The sequence below is a fragment of the Streptomyces sp. AHA2 genome (assembly GCF_036857595.1).
In the GTDB taxonomy this organism is placed as follows: domain Bacteria; phylum Actinomycetota; class Actinomycetes; order Streptomycetales; family Streptomycetaceae; genus Streptomyces.
Genome location: NZ_JAUQWJ010000006.1, coordinates 322,934 through 341,601 on the forward strand (window position 1 = coordinate 322,934; position 18,668 = coordinate 341,601).

The 18,668-nt window shown below is 73.5% G+C and carries 13 protein-coding genes; 1 reads left to right on the top strand and 12 read right to left on the bottom strand.

Features of this window, described 5'->3' with window-relative positions:
- Positions 1 to 147: 147 nt before the first annotated feature.
- The 9 genes from Q5694_RS15925 to Q5694_RS15965 all read right to left on the bottom strand — a co-directional run bounded on the left by Q5694_RS15925 (position 148) and on the right by Q5694_RS15965 (position 12,208).
- Complete coding sequence (locus Q5694_RS15925) at positions 148 to 2,457, bottom strand: xanthine dehydrogenase family protein molybdopterin-binding subunit (protein ID WP_333933611.1); 2,310 nt, start codon at positions 2,455 to 2,457, stop codon at positions 148 to 150.
- Entirely contained in the window at positions 2,454 to 5,063 is a 2,610-nt protein-coding gene (locus Q5694_RS15930) for a 2Fe-2S iron-sulfur cluster-binding protein (RefSeq protein ID WP_333933613.1), read from the bottom strand. Before Q5694_RS15930 ends, Q5694_RS15925 begins: the two co-directional genes overlap by 4 nt.
- Complete coding sequence (locus tag Q5694_RS15935; protein ID WP_333933614.1) at positions 5,060 to 5,953, bottom strand: FAD binding domain-containing protein; 894 nt, start codon at positions 5,951 to 5,953, stop codon at positions 5,060 to 5,062. The genes Q5694_RS15930 and Q5694_RS15935 overlap by 4 nt, the downstream gene beginning before the upstream one ends.
- A gap of 260 nt (positions 5,954 to 6,213) precedes the next feature.
- On the bottom strand, positions 6,214 to 7,836 hold the full coding sequence (locus tag Q5694_RS15940; RefSeq protein ID WP_333933615.1) for a beta-N-acetylhexosaminidase: 1,623 nt from the start codon (positions 7,834 to 7,836) through the stop codon (positions 6,214 to 6,216).
- 1 nt (position 7,837) lies between these two features.
- Positions 7,838 to 8,683 (bottom strand): carbohydrate ABC transporter permease, encoded by an 846-nt coding sequence (locus tag Q5694_RS15945; RefSeq protein ID WP_333933616.1) that lies wholly within the window; start codon positions 8,681 to 8,683, stop codon positions 7,838 to 7,840.
- Positions 8,680 to 9,636, bottom strand: a complete 957-nt coding sequence (locus Q5694_RS15950) for a carbohydrate ABC transporter permease (protein ID WP_443040884.1) — start codon at positions 9,634 to 9,636, stop codon at positions 8,680 to 8,682. The genes Q5694_RS15945 and Q5694_RS15950 overlap by 4 nt, the downstream gene beginning before the upstream one ends.
- A 155-nt stretch (positions 9,637 to 9,791) precedes the next feature.
- On the bottom strand, positions 9,792 to 11,090 hold the full coding sequence (locus tag Q5694_RS15955; RefSeq protein WP_333933617.1) for an extracellular solute-binding protein: 1,299 nt from the start codon (positions 11,088 to 11,090) through the stop codon (positions 9,792 to 9,794).
- A gap of 234 nt (positions 11,091 to 11,324) precedes the next feature.
- Positions 11,325 to 11,606 carry a DUF3039 domain-containing protein gene (locus Q5694_RS15960; RefSeq protein WP_333933618.1) on the bottom strand — a complete coding sequence of 94 codons (282 nt, stop codon included), beginning with the start codon at positions 11,604 to 11,606 and terminating at the stop codon, positions 11,325 to 11,327.
- Between the two features lie 29 nt (positions 11,607 to 11,635).
- The gene (locus tag Q5694_RS15965) at positions 11,636 to 12,208 is read right to left on the bottom strand and encodes a YqgE/AlgH family protein (protein ID WP_333933620.1); all 573 of its coding nucleotides are present in this window, start codon (positions 12,206 to 12,208) and stop codon (positions 11,636 to 11,638) included.
- A 252-nt stretch (positions 12,209 to 12,460) separates the two neighbouring features.
- Here Q5694_RS15965 and murA point away from each other — a divergent pair, with 252 nt between their 5' ends.
- Positions 12,461 to 13,801 carry a UDP-N-acetylglucosamine 1-carboxyvinyltransferase gene (gene murA, locus Q5694_RS15970; protein WP_333933621.1) on the top strand — a complete coding sequence of 447 codons (1,341 nt, stop codon included), beginning with the start codon at positions 12,461 to 12,463 and terminating at the stop codon, positions 13,799 to 13,801.
- Positions 13,802 to 13,960: 159 nt separating this feature from the next.
- Here murA and Q5694_RS15975 read toward each other — a convergent pair whose 3' ends face one another.
- The 3 genes from Q5694_RS15975 to Q5694_RS15985 form a co-directional block, all read right to left on the bottom strand.
- Complete coding sequence (locus Q5694_RS15975) at positions 13,961 to 14,242, bottom strand: HU family DNA-binding protein (protein ID WP_003990598.1); 282 nt, start codon at positions 14,240 to 14,242, stop codon at positions 13,961 to 13,963.
- 338 nt (positions 14,243 to 14,580) lie between these two features.
- Complete coding sequence (locus tag Q5694_RS15980) at positions 14,581 to 16,014, bottom strand: NAD-dependent malic enzyme (RefSeq protein WP_333933626.1); 1,434 nt, start codon at positions 16,012 to 16,014, stop codon at positions 14,581 to 14,583.
- 331 nt (positions 16,015 to 16,345) lie between these two features.
- Positions 16,346 to 18,631 carry a HelD family protein gene (locus Q5694_RS15985; protein ID WP_333933627.1) on the bottom strand — a complete coding sequence of 762 codons (2,286 nt, stop codon included), beginning with the start codon at positions 18,629 to 18,631 and terminating at the stop codon, positions 16,346 to 16,348.
- Between the last annotated feature and the right edge of the window lie 37 nt (positions 18,632 to 18,668).

The following is an 18,668-nucleotide window of genomic DNA, read 5'->3' on the forward strand; positions in this document are numbered from 1 at the left end:
CGCCCGCGTTCCCTTCCGCCCCCGATCGCCGGGCCGCGTCCGGTCGTGACCGCCGGGCCGCGGTCCGTTCGGAGGTCCCGCCCGTGCAGCGCAAGGGCCCCACCGGTGAGCAGGACGTGACCAGGACGACCGCGCCGGTGAGCGGCGTCAGGAGCGGTCCGTGACCACCGCGGCCTGGGGGCGGATCGGCAGGCGGTTCACCGGCCGGCCCGTGGCGGCGCGCACGGCGGAGGCGACGGCGGCCGGGGAGGCCACCACCGGCACCGCGCTGACCGCCTTCGCGCCGAACGGCGCCACCACGTCCCGCTCCTCGACCAGCCGGACGATGCGGATGTCCGGCGCGTCGAGCGCCGTCGGCAGGGCGTACCCGGTCAGGTCGGGGTGGCGGACCAGGCCGCGGGGCGTACGCAGGTTCTCGGTGAGCGCGATGCCCACGCCCTGGGTGACGCCCGCCTCGATCCGGGCGGCCAGCTGCGCGGGGTTGAGGATGCGGCCCACGTCCTGGGCGACGGCCAGTTCCACGACCCGTACGGAGCCGATCTCGATGTCGACGTCGACCACCGCGCGGATCGCGCAGAAGGCCATGCCGACGAACGCGTCGCCCTGTCCGGCCTCGTTCAGCGGTTCGGTCGGGTGCGGGCGGCACTGGGCGGTGGCCCACAGCTCCTTGCCGTCCAGCGCCTCGGTGACCGTCGTCGACAGCACACCGTCGTACGAGGTGATCTTGCCGTCGGTGATCTGCAGCAGCTCCGTGGACATGCCGAACTTGTGGGCGAGCGGCTGGAGGAGCTGGGTGCGGACCATCTTGGCCGCGCGCTCGACCGCGCCGCCCGACACCCAGGTGTGCCGGCCGCGGCAGCCCGCGCCCGCCGGGGGCTGGTCGGTGTCGACGGGCGCCACGTGCACCTCGTCGACGCCCAGGGTCTCCTGGACGATCTGCCGGGCCAGGGTGGTGAAGCCCTGGCCGGTCTCGACGGCCGCGCACAGCACCGTCGCCACGCCGTCGTGGACCTTCACGGTCGCCGTGGAGACCTCGTCCGCGCCCTCCGCGCCGAGCATGTGCACCATGCCCACGCCGTAGCCCACGCCCCGGCGCACGGCACCCGGTTCGCCCGCGCCCTCGGGCCCGCCGGGCAGCAGCCACTCGTCCTCGGGCGTGTCCTTGGGCAGCGGTGGCAGCGGGAAGTCCCGCACCGCGTGGAGGAGTTCGGCGACCGGGGCCGGGCAGGTCACGGTCTGGCCGGTCGGCAGGACGTCGCCGGTGGCCAGGGCGTTGCGCAGCCGCACCTCGGCCGGGTCGAGGCCGAGCTTCTTGGCGATCTTGTCCATCTGCGCCTCGTGGGCGGCGCAGACCTGCATGGCGCCCTCGCCGCGCACGTGGCCCGACGGGGGGTTGTTGGTGCGGACGGCCCAGCCCTCGATGAAGGCGTTCGGCACGACGTACGGGCCGCAGGCGAAGGCGACCGCGGCGGCCAGGGCGTCGGCGGAGGTGTCGGCGTAGGCGCCGGCGTCGAGCAGGATCTGCGCCTCGACCTTGACGAGCCGCCCCTCGCCGTCGGCGTGGTGGCGGTAGCGCAGGAGCGTGGGGTGGCGGTGGGTGTGCCCGAGGAAGGACTCCTCGCGGGTGGCGGTGAGCTTCACCGGGCAGCCGGTGCGCAGCGCCAGCAGGCCGAGCGGCAGCTGGAAGCTGCGGTCCTCGCGGTCGGCGGTGGCGCCGGGGACACCCGTGACGACGACCTTGACGCGCTCGGGTTCCAGACCGAACGCGGCGGCGGCCGCGTCACGGTCGGCGTGCGGGTCGGTGGAGGCCAGGTACAGCTCCACGCCGCCGTCCGGGCGCGGTACGGCCAGGCCCGCCTCGGCGCCGATGGGCGCGGGGTCCTGGCGGCCGATGCGGTACAGGCCCTCCACGACGACCTCGCCGGCCGCCTCGGGGTCACCGTGGTGCAGCGGGATGTGCCGGATCAGGTTGCCGTCGGGGTGCAGCGGCTCGGCCTCGAAGGCCTGCTCCGGGTCGGTGACCGGGTCGAGCACCTCGTACTCGACGATGACGGCGGCGGCCGCCATGCGCGCGGTGTCGGGGTGGTCGGCGGCGACGGCGGCGATGGGCTCGCCGTGGTGGCGCACCACCTCGGAGGCGAACACCGGGCGGTCGGCCGTGCCGCGGCCGTGCAACGGCCTGCCGGGGACGTCCTCGTGGGTGACGACGGCGCGCACGCCGGGCATCTCGCGCGCGTGGGTGGTGTCGATGGACACGATGCGCGCGTGCGGGTGCGGGGAGCGCAGCACGGCCGCCCACAGCAGGCCCTCGGCCCACAGGTCGGCGGCGTACGGGAAGGTGCCCTCCGTCTTGGCGCGGGCGTCGGCGGCCGGGAGGGAGGCGCCCAGGCCGTGCGGCAGGGGCTCGGGGGCGGGGGGCGCCTCCGCGGCCTGCGCGGTGGCTGCTTCGTTGCTCACGCGGGGCCTCCGTCCTGGCCGTAGGGCTGGTCATGCGGTTCCGGGGAGTGCGGTCCGGCCGCGGGCGGTTCCGGGGGCGCTCCGAAGGCCGAGGCGTGCACGCCGCCGGCGCCGGGGCCCGCCTGGTGCGGGATGCGGGCCTCGTCGCCGTCCGCGTCGGTGGGCGCGGCCAGCGCCTCGCGCTCGGCGACGACCTCCTTGACGGCCTCCACCACGCCCCGGTAGCCGGAGCAGCGGCACAGGTTGCCGCACAGCGCCTGGCGGGTCTCCAGCTCGGTCGGGGCCGGGTTGCCCGCCAGCAGGTCGTGCACGGTCATCGCCATGCCGGGGATGCAGAAGCCGCACTGCACGGCGCCGCAGCGGGCGAGCGCGCGCTGCACGTCCGACGGCTGCCCGTCCTCGGCCAGCCCCTCCACGGTGCGGACCTCGCTGCCGGCGGCGGTCACGGCGGGGACCAGGCACGAGGCGACGAGGCGTCCGTCGACCTGGACGTTGCACGCCCCGCACTCGCCCTGCGAGCAGCCGTCCTTGGCGCCCGCGAGCCCGAGCCGCTCGCGCAGCACGTACAGCAGGGACTCGCCGATCCAGGCCTCCGTGACGGGGCGGTCGGCGCCGTTGACGCGCAGGACGTAGGAGGCGAGGGGGTGTTCCTCCTGCGGGACCGTGGTGGCGGACTCGCCCGGCGCACCGGGCTCGCGCGCACCCGCGGGGGCCGGGGCACCGTCGGGCGCCGGGCCGTCCGGGATCCCGCGCTCGGCGGACTCCGGTTCGCCGTCCGCCTCGGGAGAGGGACCGGCGGCCGGTTCCGCGGTGCCGTCGGCGCCCTCCCGGGCCTGAGAGGCGTCCTCGGCGTGGGCGGCGGGTTCGCCGGTGCCGGGAGCGGGCTCCGCGGCCTCCTGGGCGGCCTGTGGCTCCTCGGAGTCCTGGGGGGCCTCGGTCCCGGGGTGCGGCCGGGCGGCCCCGGGCTCGGTTCCGGCCGGGTCCCCGGCGTCCGGGGCGTGTCCGGGTCCGTCGGAGGGCTCGGGGGCGTGGCCGGGCTGTTCCGGCCCGGGCGTCGTGGCCTCGGGGCCGGCCTCGGAGGGGACGCCGTCCGGCCCGTGCCCGTGGCGTCCGGGCAGCCCGCGGGTCGCCGCGTCGGTGCCGTGGCCGTCGGGGTCGGACGACTGCTGCCCGTGTCCGGGGACCGGGGCTTCCGCGGCCGCGGGCTCGTCCGGTGCGTGGCCGGTGCCGTCGGTGTGCCCGGCGCCGGGGGTCTGCGGCGTGTGCTCCGGCGCGTACGCGAAGCGGCCGTGCGGGTCGGTGCGGGGCTCGTCCCCGGGGATGCGGGTCCCGTGGGAGGCGTCGGGGTCGCTCTCGTGGAGGGCCGGTGCAGCCGTGTGACCGCCGTGGGAGGCCGCGGGCGCGTCCTGGGGTGCGGCGGGGTCCCGGTCCGGGGCCGCGTGCGTCTCGTGCGGCGTCGCGGGGTCCTGGTGCGGCCCCGCGTGACCTCCGCGCGTGCCCGCGTGGCGACCGCGCGGCGGCGCGTGGTCCTCGTGCGGGGTCGCCTGGTCGGCCGGGGCGGCCGGGTGCTGCCCGTGCGAGACGGAGTGCTCCGCGAAGGAGCCGGTGTGGTCGGCGTGCGGGGCCGGGTGCCCGTCCGAGGACCCGGCGTGATCACCGGGCGGGGACGGGCTCCCCGGGGGATCCGCGTGCTCGCCGGGCAGGTCCGGGTGGTCCGCCGAGGCACCCGCGTGGTCACCCCCGGGGATCGAGTGCCCCTCCGAGGCGTGGTCCCCGTGCGGTCCGGTCCCCTCCGGCGAGGGCCCGTCCTGCCGCTGCTCCGGGGCGTAGCCCTGGGCGGTGCCGTGCTCCGCCGGGCCGTGGTCCGGGCCCGGGTGTTCCTGCCCGGCCGGGGCCTGCCGGCCCCACGGCTCTCCGGCGGCCTGGGTCGCCCAGGGGGCGGGCGCGCCGCCCGGCAGGGTCGCGGGCGGGGTGCCGCCCCACTGCTCGACCAGCGAGGACGTCGTGAACTCGCCCGACTCGTCGGGCAGGTCTCCCCCGGCGACGGGGATCGACCACTGTCCGGTCACGTCGTGGCCGGGCGCCGGCCGGTCCGCCCCGGGCTCCTCGTAGGTCCACTGCCCGCTGCTTCCCGGCTCGTAGGTGAACCGGTCGTCGCCACCGTGCGGTCCTGCGTCGTGCTGCCCCGCTCCGGTGCCGTAGGGGGCCGCGGCGCCGTAGGGCGTCCCCGAGCCGTACGGCGCCTGTGAGCCGTAGGACGGGTCGGGGCCGTAGGGCGGCTCCGGCACGTCGTGGCCGTGCTGCGGCCCGTGCCCCGGGTGGGGTTCGTGCCACTGCGCCCCGTCGACGGGCGCGCCCGGCACCGGCCAGCTGCCGGTGGCGGCCGGGTCGGTGCCGGCCGTCGTCGCGGGGGTGACCGTTATCTGCGGCGGCACGTAGCCGTGGCCCGGCGCGGCGAGCGGGCTGTCGGCGGCCAGCAGGGCGTCGACGCCACCCTCGGGAAGTTCCACGAAGGCGGTGGCGCCGTCGTCGTACTCGCCCTGGGGCAGCGGGTCCCAGCGGCTGCCGCTGCGGGGCGTGCCCTCTCCGTGCTGGTCGTCGGTCACGACAGCGCCCTCCCCAGTGCTCGTCGGGCCAGCGCGGCGACGGTGCGCCGCAGGTGCAGTACGGCGGGCGGGAGCTGCGGTACCAAACCGTCCTCGCCCGGGGCGGCGTCGGGGATGCAGGCCGCGGCGACGTACTCCCCGAAGGCGTTCAGGGCCTCCGGGACGAGCGCGCGGTCGTTGTCCCAGTCGATGAGCCCGCCGACCCACTGCTCGGCCTGCAGGGGCCGCAGCGGCATCGGCGCTATGGCGCCCACCGCGCAGCGCACGCCCCGGCGCGCGGGGTCCAGGACGACGGCCACGGACGCGACCGCGCGGCCCGGGCCGGTGCGGCCGGTGGCCTTGAGGAAGACCTGGGGGGCGTGCAGCAGCGGCACGCGCACGTAGCCGATGAGTTCACCGGCGCGCAGCATGTCCATCCCGGCGAGCAGGTGGGAGACGGGGATCTCCCGGCGGGCTCCGCCCGGGCCCGCGATGATCAGGGTCGCCTCCAGGGCGGCCAGCACCGGCAGGGCGTCGCCCGTGGGGGCGGCCGAGGCGATGTTGCCGCCGAGGGTGCCCGCGTTGCGGATGTGCGGCGGCCCGGCGGCGCGCGCGGCGGCGGCGAGCGCGGGGATGAGCGCCGCGAAGTCGGGGCGGCCCATGCGCGCGTGCGTGAGGCCCGCGCCGAGCAGCGCGTGGCCGTCCTGGTACTGCCAGCCGCGGATCTCGCTGATCCGGCCGAGGCCCACGAGCGCGGCGGGCCTGAGCTGCCCGGAGTTGACGGCGGCCATCAGGTCGGTGCCGCCGGCCACGGGCACGGCGGCGGGCACGGCGGTGAGCGCCGCCACGGCCTCGTCCAGCGTCGTGGGCAGCGTGACGGCCTGCGCCGCCTGCGGTGCGTGCGTGGTCAAACCGGCTGCCCCTTCCCGCTGCCCCACCTGGTCCCACCTGTGCTGCCGTACGGTACGTGCTGACAGGGCGGACGTGGCAACTCTGGCACATCTTGGCGAGCGCCGAAGACACGGGTCCAGTAGGAGGCATTCGCCCACCTCACCGGCGGCATGGTCCGATTTCGCACGGGTTCGCCAGTGCGTGCCGATTGGCACTTTCGGTGACCCTTGTGCGCTTTTTCCGGGGTCTGTTCGACCTGTTCGGTCGACGTGACGGGCTGTTACCGGCCGGGCGGCGGTCCGTCGGCCGGGCGGCCCAGCACTCCCGGGCGCTGCTGCCAGGGCAGCGGACCGGAGGGCGGCCGGTAGGCGACACCCAGGGCGTCCAGCCGCCGGTAGTGGGCGGTCATCCGGCGCTCGAAGGCGGCGAAGTCCCGTTCCTCCGGGGCCGGCAGGGCGCTCCAGGCGACCTCCGCGAAGGCCGCGAGCCGGGGGAACGCCTGGTAGTCGACGCGTCCCTGGTCCTCCATCACCTCCGTCCACAGGTTGGCCTGGGTGCCCAGCACGTGCCGGGCCTCCTCGGGCGTCAGCTCCGGGGGCACCGGCTCGAACCGGTAGACGTCCTCCAGGGTGCGCACCCACCCGATCGGTACCGGCTCCTCGGGGCCCGGGGCCTGACGGTGGTCCAGGTACACCTGCTGCTCGGGGCACATGACGACGTCGTGGCCCGCCCGGGCGGCGGCGATGCCCCCGGCGTAACCCCGCCAGGAGGACACGGCCGCGCCCTTCGCCAGGCCTCCCTCCAGGATCTCGTCCCAGCCGATCAGCCGCCGCCCGCGCGCGGTGAGCCACGCGTCGAAGCGCCCGATGAACCAGGACTGGAGGGCGTCCTCGTCCGCGAGTCCCAGTTCCCTGATGCGCGCCTGCGCGGTGGCCGAGCGCCGCCACTGGTCCTTGGGGCACTCGTCGCCGCCGATGTGGACGAACTCCGAGGGGAACAGCTCCAGCACCTCCTCCAGGACGCCCTCGTAGAAGCGCAGGGTGGTGTCGGTGGGGGCGAGTACGTTCGGGTTGACGCCCCAGGTGTCCCAGACGGACAGGGCGGTGGTGTCGACGACGTCGGTGTTGCCGAGTTCCGGGTAGGCGGCGATGGCTGCCTGCGAGTGTCCGGGCACGTCGATCTCGGGGACGACGGTGATGTGCCGCTCGGCGGCGTAGGCGACGATCTCGCGGATGTCGTCCTGGGTGTAGTAGCCGCCGTGCGGCTTGTCCTCCCACAGCGGCGAGGCCCGGTGGCCGGTTTTGGTGCGCGCCCGCCACGAGCCGGTCCCGGTCAGCCGTGGATGGCGCCGGATCTCGACACGCCAGCCCTGGTCGTCCGTCAGGTGGAAGTGGAAGACGTTGAGTTTGTGCGCCGCCATCAGGTCGAGGTAGCGCAGGACGCCGTCCTTGGGCATGAAGTGCCGGGCGACGTCGAGCATCAGCCCGCGCCAGCGGAAGCGCGGGGCGTCCTCGATCGTCACGTGCGGCACGGCCCACACGCGGTCGCGGCGGACGGGGGCCCGGCGGTAGGCGTCCGGGCCGAGGAGCTGACGCAGCGTCTGGGCACCCCAGAGGACGCCGGCCGCGCCGCCGCCCTCGACGAGGACGCCGTCGGGGCCGCTGACGAGGCGGTACTCCTCGGGGCCGAGTCCGGCCCGCAGCCCCAGCCGGATGTCGCCCTCGCCGGCGCCGGTGCCGTCCCCCTCGCGCAGCGGCAGGCCGGTGGCCTGGCGGAGGGCGGCGCCCAGCAGGCGTGCGACGCCCTCCGCGGGCGCGTCGGCGTGCAGGCGGGAGTCCGGCGTCAGCCGCACCTCGCCGCCACCCGGGGTGGTGCTGCGGGGGGCCGGGATCAGGTCGCTCATGTCAGTCCTTCACCGCGCCGCCCAGTCCGGAGACCAGGCGCCGCTGTACGAGTACGAAGAAGACCAGCACGGGGATCGTCATCACGGTGGAGGCGGCCATGACACCGCCCCAGTCCGGATCGTCGGGCTTGTGGAACACCAGCAGGGCCATCGGCAGGGTCGACTGCGACGTGTCGCTGATGATGAACGACTTGGCGAACAGGAAGTCGTTCCAGGCGGAGATGAACGAGAACACGCTGGTGGCGACGAGGCCGGGCAGGACGAGCGGGAAGAGGATCTGCCACAGGAAGCGCGCCCGGCTCGCCCCGTCGATGTACGCGGCCTCCTCGAGCGCCTCCGGAACGGCCTTCACGAACCCGCGCAGCATCCAGATCGCGAAGGGCAGCGAGAAGGCGATGTGGGGCAGGATCAGCGACCCCAGGGTGTTCAGCTGGCCGGCGTCCCGCATGAGGAAGAACAAGGGGATCGTGAGGGCTTCCACGGGCACCATCTGCGCCACCAGGAACATGATCAGCAAAGTGGTGCGCATCCGGAACCGGAAGCGCGTCACGGCGGTCGCGGCGAGGAAGGCGATCAGCGCGGAGGCCAGCACCACGCACCCCGCGACGAGGAGGCTGTTGAGGAAGTAGCGGCCGAATTCCTGCTGCCCGAAGACCCTGCGGAAGGAGTACAGGGAGGGCGCGAGGGTCCACGGCCGGGGCTCGCTCGACTCGATCTCCCCGGCCGGTTTGAAGGCGCTGAGCACCATCCAGTACAGCGGGAACGCGACGGCGACGGCGATCAGCAGGGCCGAGGCCTCGGCCGCGAGCCGCCCGGGCCGGCGCACCAGGGCGCGTGCACGGTTCACAGTTCCTCCCCCTGCCGGCGCAGCAGCCGCAGGTACGCCAGCGTGACGGCGAGCAGGATCAGCAGCATCACGACGCCGATCGCGGAGCCGAGGCCGTACTGCGAGGACGCGAACGCCTGCTGGTACGCGTAGACGTTGAGGACGAGGTTCTGGCCGGCGATGCCGCCCCCGCCCGTCATGACGTAGATCTGGGTGAAGACCTTGAAGTCCCAGATGACCGACTGGATGGTGACGACGACCAGGATCGGCCGGAGCATCGGGGCGAGCACGGACCGCCAGATCCGCCACTGCGAGGCCCCGTCCAGGGAGGCGGCCTCCAGCACTTCTCCGGGGACGGCGCGGATCCCCGCGTAGACGGTCACCATCACGAACGGGAAGGAGCACCAGACCACTTCGAGCAGCACCAGGAAGAAGGCGCTCAGGCGGCCGTAGGTCCAGGAGTGGTCGCCGAGGCCCAGCACCCGGTTCACCGGGCCGAAGTCCGGGTCGAAGAGGAAGAGCCAGACGGTGGAGCCGGTCACGGCCGGGGTGGCCCAGGCGCCCATCGCGGCGAGCATCAGCGCGAGCCGGGGCACGGCCCGTACGCGGGTGAGGAGCACGGCCAGGGCGCAGCCGACGGCGAGGGTGGAGACGACGCAGGCCGCCGCGAACAGCACCGTGGCGAGCAGCACCTGCCAGAACTGCGGGTCGCCGAACAGCTCGGCGTAGTTGCCGAAGCCCTGGAAGGTGGCCGGCTCGCCGCCGCTGACCTGGGCCTGGGTGTACTCGAAGAGGGAGATCAGGCCGAGCTGGTAGATCGGGTAGACCAGCAGCCCGCCCAGCACGACGAGCGCGGGCGCGAGGTACAGCCACGGGGTCCAGCCGCCGGAGACCCGCCCGGTGCCGCCCGCCCCGCTGCGGCGCGCGGCACCGGTTCGCCCGGGCGTGCCACCGCCCCTGCGTGCGGCGGGCACACCGACGGGCGCCGGCCCGGCCCCGACGGCACCAGCGGAAGGCCCCAGGACCGGGCCGCCCGCCTCACCGGCCCGACCACGCGCGGCTGCCGCCGGCCCGCCCGCCGCACCGGTGGGCTTCGTTCTTGCCGTTTCCGTGCGGTCGTTCATCCGGGTCACCCCGCGGAGCCGAACGCGGCGTTCATCTTCTTCGCGGCGTCGGCCGATGCCTTGGCGACGTCCTTCCTGCCGCTGACGATCTCCTGGAACATCGCCGGCAGGACGAGGGAGGAGTCGATCTGCGCCCACGCGGGCGACGCGGGCACGAACTCGGTGCCGGCCGACAGGGTCCGCACGAACGGCTTCACGAACGGCTCCTCGGCGGCAGCCCGCCGGCGGACGTCCGTGAAGGTGGGCAGGAAGCCCATCGCGTCGAAGAGTTCGCTCTGGGTCTGCTTGCCGGCGAGCCGCTTCATCAGGTCGACGGCGAGCGTGCGGTGGGAGGTGCTCTTCAGGACGCCGATGTTGTTGCCGCCCGCGAAGGCCGGGGCGATCGAGCCCGGCTTCACCCCGGGCAGCGGGACGACCGCGTACTTGCCCTTGACCTTGCCCGCCTCGACGGCGGCGTGGCTGAAGTCGCCGCCGATCGCCATGCCCGCCTTGCCCGCGGCGAACGCCGTGACCGTGTCGTTGCCGCCCATGCCCGCGCACTTGGCCGCCGGGCAGTTGTCGTCGCCGAACAGGGAGGTGTACGCCTTGATGCCCTTGCGTGCCGCGGGGCTGTCGATCCCGGAGGCGTACGAACCGCCCTCGCCGTCGGCGAGTTCACCGCCGTGGGCCCAGACGAAGGGCATCGCGCCGTAGGTGTAGGCGCCGCCGACGGCCAGGCCGTACATCCCGGGCTTCGCGGCGCGGATCTCGCGTGCGGCGGAGGCCAGTTCGGCCATCGACCTCGGTGGCTCCAGGCCGAGTTCGTCGAAGACGTCCGTGCGGTAGTACAGGGCGCGGACGCCGACGTACAGGGGTGCGCCGTAGACCTTGCCGTCCACCGTGACCGACCGCTTCGCAGTGGGGTCGGTGTCCTTGGTCTCGGCCCACTTGCCGAACTCCCCGGTGACGTCGAGGAGTCCGCCGTCCTTCACGTAGCCGGCCGTGTCGGTGTTGCCGAACTCCATCACGTCCGGCGCGGAGGACGGGTCGTTGAAGGCGGCCTTGACGCGCTGGGCGCGGGTCTCGACGGGGATGTACTCGACGTCGACCCGCGTGCCCTCGTGCTTCTTCTCGAAGTCGGCGACGACCGCGTCGACGACCTTCTCCTTCGGGGCGTTGCCGACCTCCTGGAAGAGCCACACGCGCAGGGTGCCGCTCTTCTCGTCCTTGCCGGAGGAGGCGTTGTCTGAGGTCTGGGGCGCGCAGGCACCGGCCGCGAGGGCCGCGAGCGCGGTGAGACCGGCGATACGGACGGACAGCTTCATGGAGTGCTCCTCCGCGAGAGTGTTGCAACATGCGCAATGACGGTTTCGCTGTGCACAACACCTGGGAGGCTAGGTACTTCATGAACGCACCCACAAGAGGTCTCAACCACTCTGTGACCGGCGAACGCACCCCGTGCAACGCCCGGGCAGCACAAAGGCCCCCAGGGCGCGCAAAACGCACCCTGGGGGCCTTGCACCGGGAAGACCGGGGCTACTGCACCCGGAAGACCGGGGCTACTTGTCGCCCTTGCCCTTGTCGTCGCCGCCGGAGCCCATGGACTCGTAGATCTCCTTGCACATGGGACACACGGGGTACTTCTTCGGATCGCGGCCCGGCACCCAGACCTTGCCGCACAGCGCCACGACGGGGGTGCCGTCGAGCGCGCTCGCCATGATCTTGTCCTTCTGGACGTAGTGGGCGAAGCGCTCGTGGTCACCGTCACCGGAGGACGTCTGCGGCGTCGGCTCTACGAGGGTCCCCGTACCAGTCCCGCGCTCGGGCTCGAGAGTGCTCATGGAGCCAAGGGTACTGAAGGTCACACGCATCAGTTGAGCGAAGGGTCGTCGGGGTACGTGGCGACCATCGCCAGGTCGCTGCGCTGGCGCCGCAGCACCTCGCGCCACAGCCGCTCGGGGGACGGGCTGGAGACGTCGCCGGGCTCCGACTCGACCACGTACCAGGCCCCCTCGACCAGCTCGTCCTCCAGCTGGCCCGGCCCCCAGCCCGCGTACCCGGCGAAGATCCGCAGGGAGCCGAGCGCCGAGGCCAGCAGCTCGGGCGGTGCCTCCAGGTCGACCAGCCCGATCGCGCCGTGCACCCGGCGCCAGCCGAGCGGGGCGGCCTCGCCGGAGGCGCCGCCCGGGACGACCGCGACCCCGAGGGCCGAGTCCAGGGACACCGGGCCGCCCTGGAAGACGACCCCGGGCTCGACGGCGAGGTCCCCCCAGCCGTCCAGGATGTCGCCCACGTCCACCGGGGTGGGGCGGTTGAGGACGACACCGAGGGAGCCCTCCTCGTCGTGGTCGAGGAGCAGCACCACCGCACGGTCGAAGTTCGGGTCCGCCAGGGCGGGGGTGGCCACGAGCAACCGCCCTGTGAGCGAGGACACCTCGGTCATGCCAGACATGATCCCGCATCTTGCCTCTCCGTGGGGAGCCAATGGGGCACCGGGAGGCAGCGCAGCTCAGGGCGTACCGGCGCGCCCCGCGCGCACGAACGTGATCGTGACTACTCGTGATCGGCACGGAACGGCGCGTGTTGTGACAGACCTATGACGCGGCTGGGCCCTCCTCGGGCTTACAGAAGGAGGGTCGAAGGCGATTACCCTTTCCCTCCTGGCCCCTGCCCGACTCCATGGAACGCGAGATTCATGACCGTCAACGACGATGTCCTGCTTGTCCACGGCGGAACCCCGCTGGAGGGCGAGATCCGTGTCCGCGGTGCGAAGAATCTCGTACCGAAGGCCATGGTCGCAGCGCTGCTGGGCAGCGCTCCGAGCCGGCTGCGCAATGTCCCGGACATCCGCGACGTGCGGGTGGTGCGGGGTCTGCTGCAGCTGCACGGTGTGACGGTCCGTCCGGGTGAGGAGCCCGGCGAACTGGTGATGGATCCGACGCGCGTGGAGAGCGCCAACGTCGCCGACATCGATGCCCACGCCGGTTCCAGCCGTATCCCGATCCTGTTCTGCGGTCCCCTGCTGCACCGCCTCGGCCACGCGTTCATCCCCGGCCTCGGCGGCTGCGACATCGGCGGCCGGCCCATCGACTTCCACTTCGAGGTGCTGCGGCAGTTCGGCGCGAAGATCGAGAAGCGGGCGGACGGCCAGTACCTGGAGGCGCCGCGGCGACTGCGCGGCACCAAGATCAAGCTGCCCTACCCGTCCGTCGGCGCGACCGAGCAGGTGCTGCTGACGGCCGTCCTCGCCGAGGGCGTCACCGAGCTCTCGAACGCGGCCGTCGAGCCGGAGATCGAGGACCTCATCTGCGTCCTGCAGAAGATGGGCGCCATCATCGCGATGGACACCGACCGGACGATCCGCATCACCGGTGTGGACCAGCTCGGCGGCTACAACCACCGCGCCCTGCCGGACCGCCTGGAGGCCGCCTCCTGGGCGTCGGCGGCGCTGGCGACCGAGGGCAACATCTACGTCCGCGGCGCGCAGCAGCGCTCGATGATGACGTTCCTGAACACCTACCGGAAGGTGGGCGGTGCCTTCGAGATCGACGACGAGGGCATCCGCTTCTGGCACCCCGGCGGGCAGCTGAAGTCCATCGCGCTGGAGACGGACGTCCACCCGGGCTTCCAGACCGACTGGCAGCAGCCGCTGGTGGTCGCCCTGACCCAGGCGACGGGCCTGTCCATCATCCACGAGACGGTCTACGAGTCCCGCCTCGGCTTCACCTCCGCGCTGAACCAGATGGGCGCGCACATCCAGCTCTACCGCGAGTGCCTGGGCGGCTCCGACTGCCGCTTCGGCCAGCGCAACTTCCTGCACTCCGCGGTGGTCTCCGGCCCCACCAGGCTGCAGGGCGCCGACCTGGTCATCCCCGACCTGCGCGGCGGCTTCTCGTACCTCATCGCCGCTCTCGCCGCCCAGGGCACGTCCCGGGTCCACGGCATCGGCCTGATCAACCGCGGCTACGAGAACTTCATGGAGAAGCTCGTCGAGCTCGGCGCGAAGGTCGAACTGCCGGGCAAGGCACTCGGCTGAGGCCGACGCAACGCCGAGGGGCGGCCACCTGGAGTCCAGGTGGCCGCCCCTCGGCGTTGTCATGCGGCTCTCGGTGGTCCCGCGCCCCGAGGGGCGCGGGGAACTGCGCGACCGGCCTTGGCCGGTCCGCAGTCGCCCACGGCGCTCGCGACGGAACGCTTACTTGCCCTTGGCCGCTTCCTTGAGCTTCGAGCCCGCGGAGACCTTCACGCTGTAGCCGGCGGGGATCTGGATGGGCTCGCCGGTCTGCGGGTTGCGGGCGGTACGAGCGGCACGGTGGGTGCGCTCGAAGGTCAGGAAGCCGGGGATGGTGACCTTCTCGTCGCCCTTGGAGACGATGTCGCCGACGACGTCGGCGAACGCGGCCAGCACGGCGTCGGCGTCCTTGCGGGTCACCTCGGCGCGGTCGGCCAGCGCGGCCACCAGCTCACTGCGGTTCATGTTGTTACTCCCGTGTTCATCTTGCCGTTGAGGCGTCAGATCGAAGCCGATGCTGCCAGGGTCCTCCATGAGTCCCCGGACCCGGGTCCGTCGTCAGACCCTCGCGCCCAGAGACGCATCCTGCCTCTACCTGCGGCGGGAAAGCCAATCCGGCACCCGCAGGAGTCGTGGGAACACCCTTGGGAGTCACACGAAAAGAGGGCCTGAGCCTGGCGCCACGATAACTCCGCCGCTGACGGGGGTCGTGCGACGCGCCGCGCTCCGGGCGGCCGTGGGGTTACTCACAGTCCGGGGGCGCCCCGCCCCCGGACCGCGGCGGCGCCCCCTGCGGTGCCCCGTCAGACGCCGGACGTGCTGCCCGCCGCCGCGCCGACGGCCCTGGCGGCCTCGCGCACGGCCCCGGCGACCGCGCCGGCGACCTTGTCGTTGAAGACGCTGGGGATGATGTAGTTCGGGTTCAGCTCGTCCTCGGTCACCACGTCGGCCAGGGCCTTCGCGGCGGCGAGCATCATCTCCGTGTTGACGGTGCGCGACTGCGCGTCCAGCAGACCGCGGAAGACGCCCGGGAAGACCAGCACGTTGTTGATCTGGTTCGGGAAGTCGGAACGGCCCGTGGCGACGACGGCGGCGGTCTGGCGGGCGATCGCCGGGTCGACCTCGGGGTCCGGGTTCGCGAGCGCGAACACGATGGCGCCCTCGGCCATGGCGGCCACGTCGGTGCCGTCGAGGACGTTCGGGGCCGAGACGCCGATGAAGACGTCCGCGCCGCGCACCGCCTCCTTCAGGGTGCCGGTGAGGCCCTCGGGGTTGGTGTTGTCGGCGATCCAGCGCAGCGCCGAGTCCGGGGCGGCGTCCACCAGGTCCTCGCGGCCGGCGTGCACGACGCCGTGGATGTCGGCCACGACGGCGTTCTTCACGCCCGCGGCGAGCAGCAGCTTCAGGATGGCCGTGCCGGCGGCCCCGGCGCCGGACATGACCACGCGGATGTTCTCGATCGCCTTGCCCGCGACACGCAGCGCGTTGGTCAGCGCGGCGAGGACGACGATCGCGGTGCCGTGCTGGTCGTCGTGGAAGACCGGGATGTCGAGGGCCTCGCGCAGCCGGGCCTCGATCTCGAAGCAGCGCGGCGCGGAGATGTCCTCGAGGTTGATGCCCGCGAAGCCCGGGGCGATGGCCTTGACGATCTCGACGATGGCGTCGGTGTCCTGGGTGTCGAGGCAGATCGGCCAGGCGTCGATGCCGGCGAAGCGCTTGAAGAGGGCCGCCTTGCCCTCCATGACGGGCAGCGCGGCCTTCGGGCCGATGTTGCCCAGGCCCAGCACCGCCGATCCGTCCGTCACGACCGCAACGGAGTTGCGCTTGATGGTGAGGCGGCGGGCGTCCTCGGGGTTCTCGGCGATCGCCATGCAGACGCGGGCCACGCCGGGCGTGTAGACCATGGACAGGTCGTCGCGGTTGCGGATGGGGTGCTTGGACGCCATCTCGATCTTGCCGCCGAGGTGCATGAGGAAGGTCCGGTCCGAGACCTTGCCGAGCGTGACGCCCTCGATGCCGCGCAGCTTCTCCACGATCTCGTCCGCGTGGGAGGTGGAGGTCGCCGCGATGGTGACGTCGATGCGGAGCTTCTCGTGGCCGGAGGCGGTGACGTCGAGGCCGGTCACCGAGCCTCCGGAGGACTCCACGGCGGTGGTGAGCTGCGAGACGGCCGTTCCGCTCGCGGGCACCTCCAGCCGGACCGTCATCGAGTAGGAGACGCTGGGCGCCGTTGCCATGGCCGACTTCCTCTGCTTTCACCTGACGCTGTTTTGTGCCGTCCGATCGTCGCACCTACCGCCGAGTAGCGGGTAGCCGGGCCCTATTGCGAACGTTTTGTTCGCGGAACGGGCGCGCACGAAGAGACCCACGTCACGCGACGTGGGTCTCTTTCACGCTTGGGTGGCACCGACCCGCCATGCTCGCCTCGCGGCAAGTGGTCGCTCGTAGCGACGAAGGTTGGGCCCGGGGGCTTGGATCGAGCCGGTGCCACCTCCAGGCTAACAAACAGATCCCGTAAGGCCATTCCCGTATCGGTAGTTCATTTCGCCGATAGGTGGGTAACCCCCGTCAGTCCCTGAGCAGGTCCGGGATTCCGGCCGCGTCGGGCTCGTCCCGTTCGGCCGAGACGACCGTGAGCTGCTGGGTGGCGCGGGTCAGCGCGACGTACAGCACCCGCAGGCCGGCCGGGGACTCGTCGGCGATCTCCGCCGGGGAGACCACGACCGTCGCGTCGTACTCCAGGCCCTTGGCCTCCAGGCTGCCGAGGGCCACCACCCGGTCGCCGAGTCCGGCCAGCCAGCGGCGGGCCTCCTCGCGGCGGTTCATCGCGACGACCACGCCGACCGTGCCGTCGACCCGCTCCAGCAGCCGCGCGGCCTCGGCGCGGACCGTGTCGCCGAGGTCGTGGCCGGCGACCGTGAAGCGCGGTTCGACGCCGGTGGAGCGGACCGCCTTCGGAGAGGCGGAGCCGGGCATGGCGAGGGCGAGGACCTTCGCGGCCAGCTCGGCGATCTCGGCCGGGTTGCGGTAGTTGACGGTGAGCTCGAAGCGGCGGCGCGGACGCGTGCCGAGGGCCTCGTCACGCGCCTCGGCGGCCTCGTCCGGGTCGGACCAGGAGGACTGGGCCGGGTCGCCGACGACCGTCCAGGTGGCGTGCCGGCCGCGGCGGCCCACCATGCGCCACTGCATCGGCGTGAGGTCCTGCGCCTCGTCGACGATGACGTGGGCGTACTCGGTGCGCTCCTGGGCGAGGCGCTCGGCGCGTTCGCGCTGCGACTCCTCGCGCACCGGCATCAGTTCCTCCAGGCCGGTGAGCTGGTCCAGCGGGTCGAGTTCGCGCCGCTTGCGGGGGCGGGCGGGGGCGCCGAGGATCGCCTGGAGCTCGTCGAGCAGGGCGATGTCGTGCACGGACCGGCCCTCGCGCCTCAGGGAGCGGGCGACCTTGCGGACCTCGCCGGGGTTGAGCACGCGCCGGGCCCAGCGGCCGAGGCGCCGCTCGTCGGCCATGGCGTTCAGGACGGCCCCCGGGGTCAGCTCCGGCCACCAGGCGTCCAGGAAGGCGATGAAGGCGTCCTCCGAGGTGATGTCCTCGTCGAAGGAGGAGCGCAGCTCGGCGGCCAGCTCCGGGTCGGTGTGCCGCCCGGCGGCGCCGGAGCGCTCCCACAGGGCGTCCAGCAGCAGCTTGCGGGCGCGGGGGCGCAGCAGGTTGACGGGGGCGGTGCCGCCGAGGGCGGCCCGGCGGATGCCGGCGAGCTCCCCGGCCTCCAGCTCCAGGCGGCGGCCGAAGGCGACCACGCGCAGCCGGTCGGGGCTGTCGCTCCGCTCCAGGGCGCCGCGGGCGGCCTTGCGCAGCACCTTGAGCATGCGCGAGGAGCCCTTGGCCCGGGCCACGGACGGGGAGTCGTACAGCGTGGCCTCGGCGCCGTCGACCAGGCAGCCGATGGCCCGGATGGCGACCTGGCCCTCCTCGCCGAGGGAGGGCAGCACGCCCTCCGTGTAGGCGACGAGCAGCGGGGTGGGCGAGACGATGAGGATGCCGCCCGCGTACCGGCGCCGGTCCTGGTAGAGGAGGTAGGCCGCGCGGTGCAGGGCGACGGCGGTCTTGCCGGTGCCCGGACCGCCCTCGACGTAGGTCACGGAGGCGGCGGGGGCGCGGATGACCAGGTCCTGCTCGGCCTGGATGGAGGCGACGATGTCGCGCATGGTGTGGCTGCGGGCCTGGCCGAGCGCGGCCATCAGGGCGCCGTCGCCGATGACGGGCAGTTCCCCGCCGTCCAGGTACGCCGTCAGCTCGGGACGCATCAGGTCGTCCTCGACGCCGAGCACCCTGCGGCCCTTGGAGCGGATGACCCGGCGGCGCACGACCCGCCCGGGGTCGACCGGGGTGGAGCGGTAGAAGGGGGCGGCGGCCGGGGCACGCCAGTCGATGACCAGCGGGGCGTAGTCGGCGTCGAGGACGCCGATGCGCCCGATGTGGAGGGTCTCGGCGATGTCGGCGGTGTTGTCCGGCCGCACCGCGCCCTCCGCCGGCTCGACCGCGGTGTACGCGCCGTCCGGGCCCTTCTTCCCGTCCTTACCGCGCAGCAGGTCGATCCGGCCGAAGAGGAAGTCCTCGAACTCGTTGTTGAGCCGGTTGAGGTGGATGCCCGCGCGGAAGACCTGCGCGTCCCGCTCGGCCAGGGCGCCGGGTGTGCCGACCTGGCCGCGCCGGGCGGCGTCGTGCATCAGGAACTCCGCCTCGTGGATCTTCTCCTCGAGGCGCCGGTACACCCGGTCCAGGTGTTGCTGTTCGACGCCGATCTCCCTGTCTCTGAGGGAGTCGAGCGCGGATTCCTGCTGAGCCTGAGCGGCCACCGGGTCCCCTTCTGACGTGCTGGGCAGCCGTCCACCG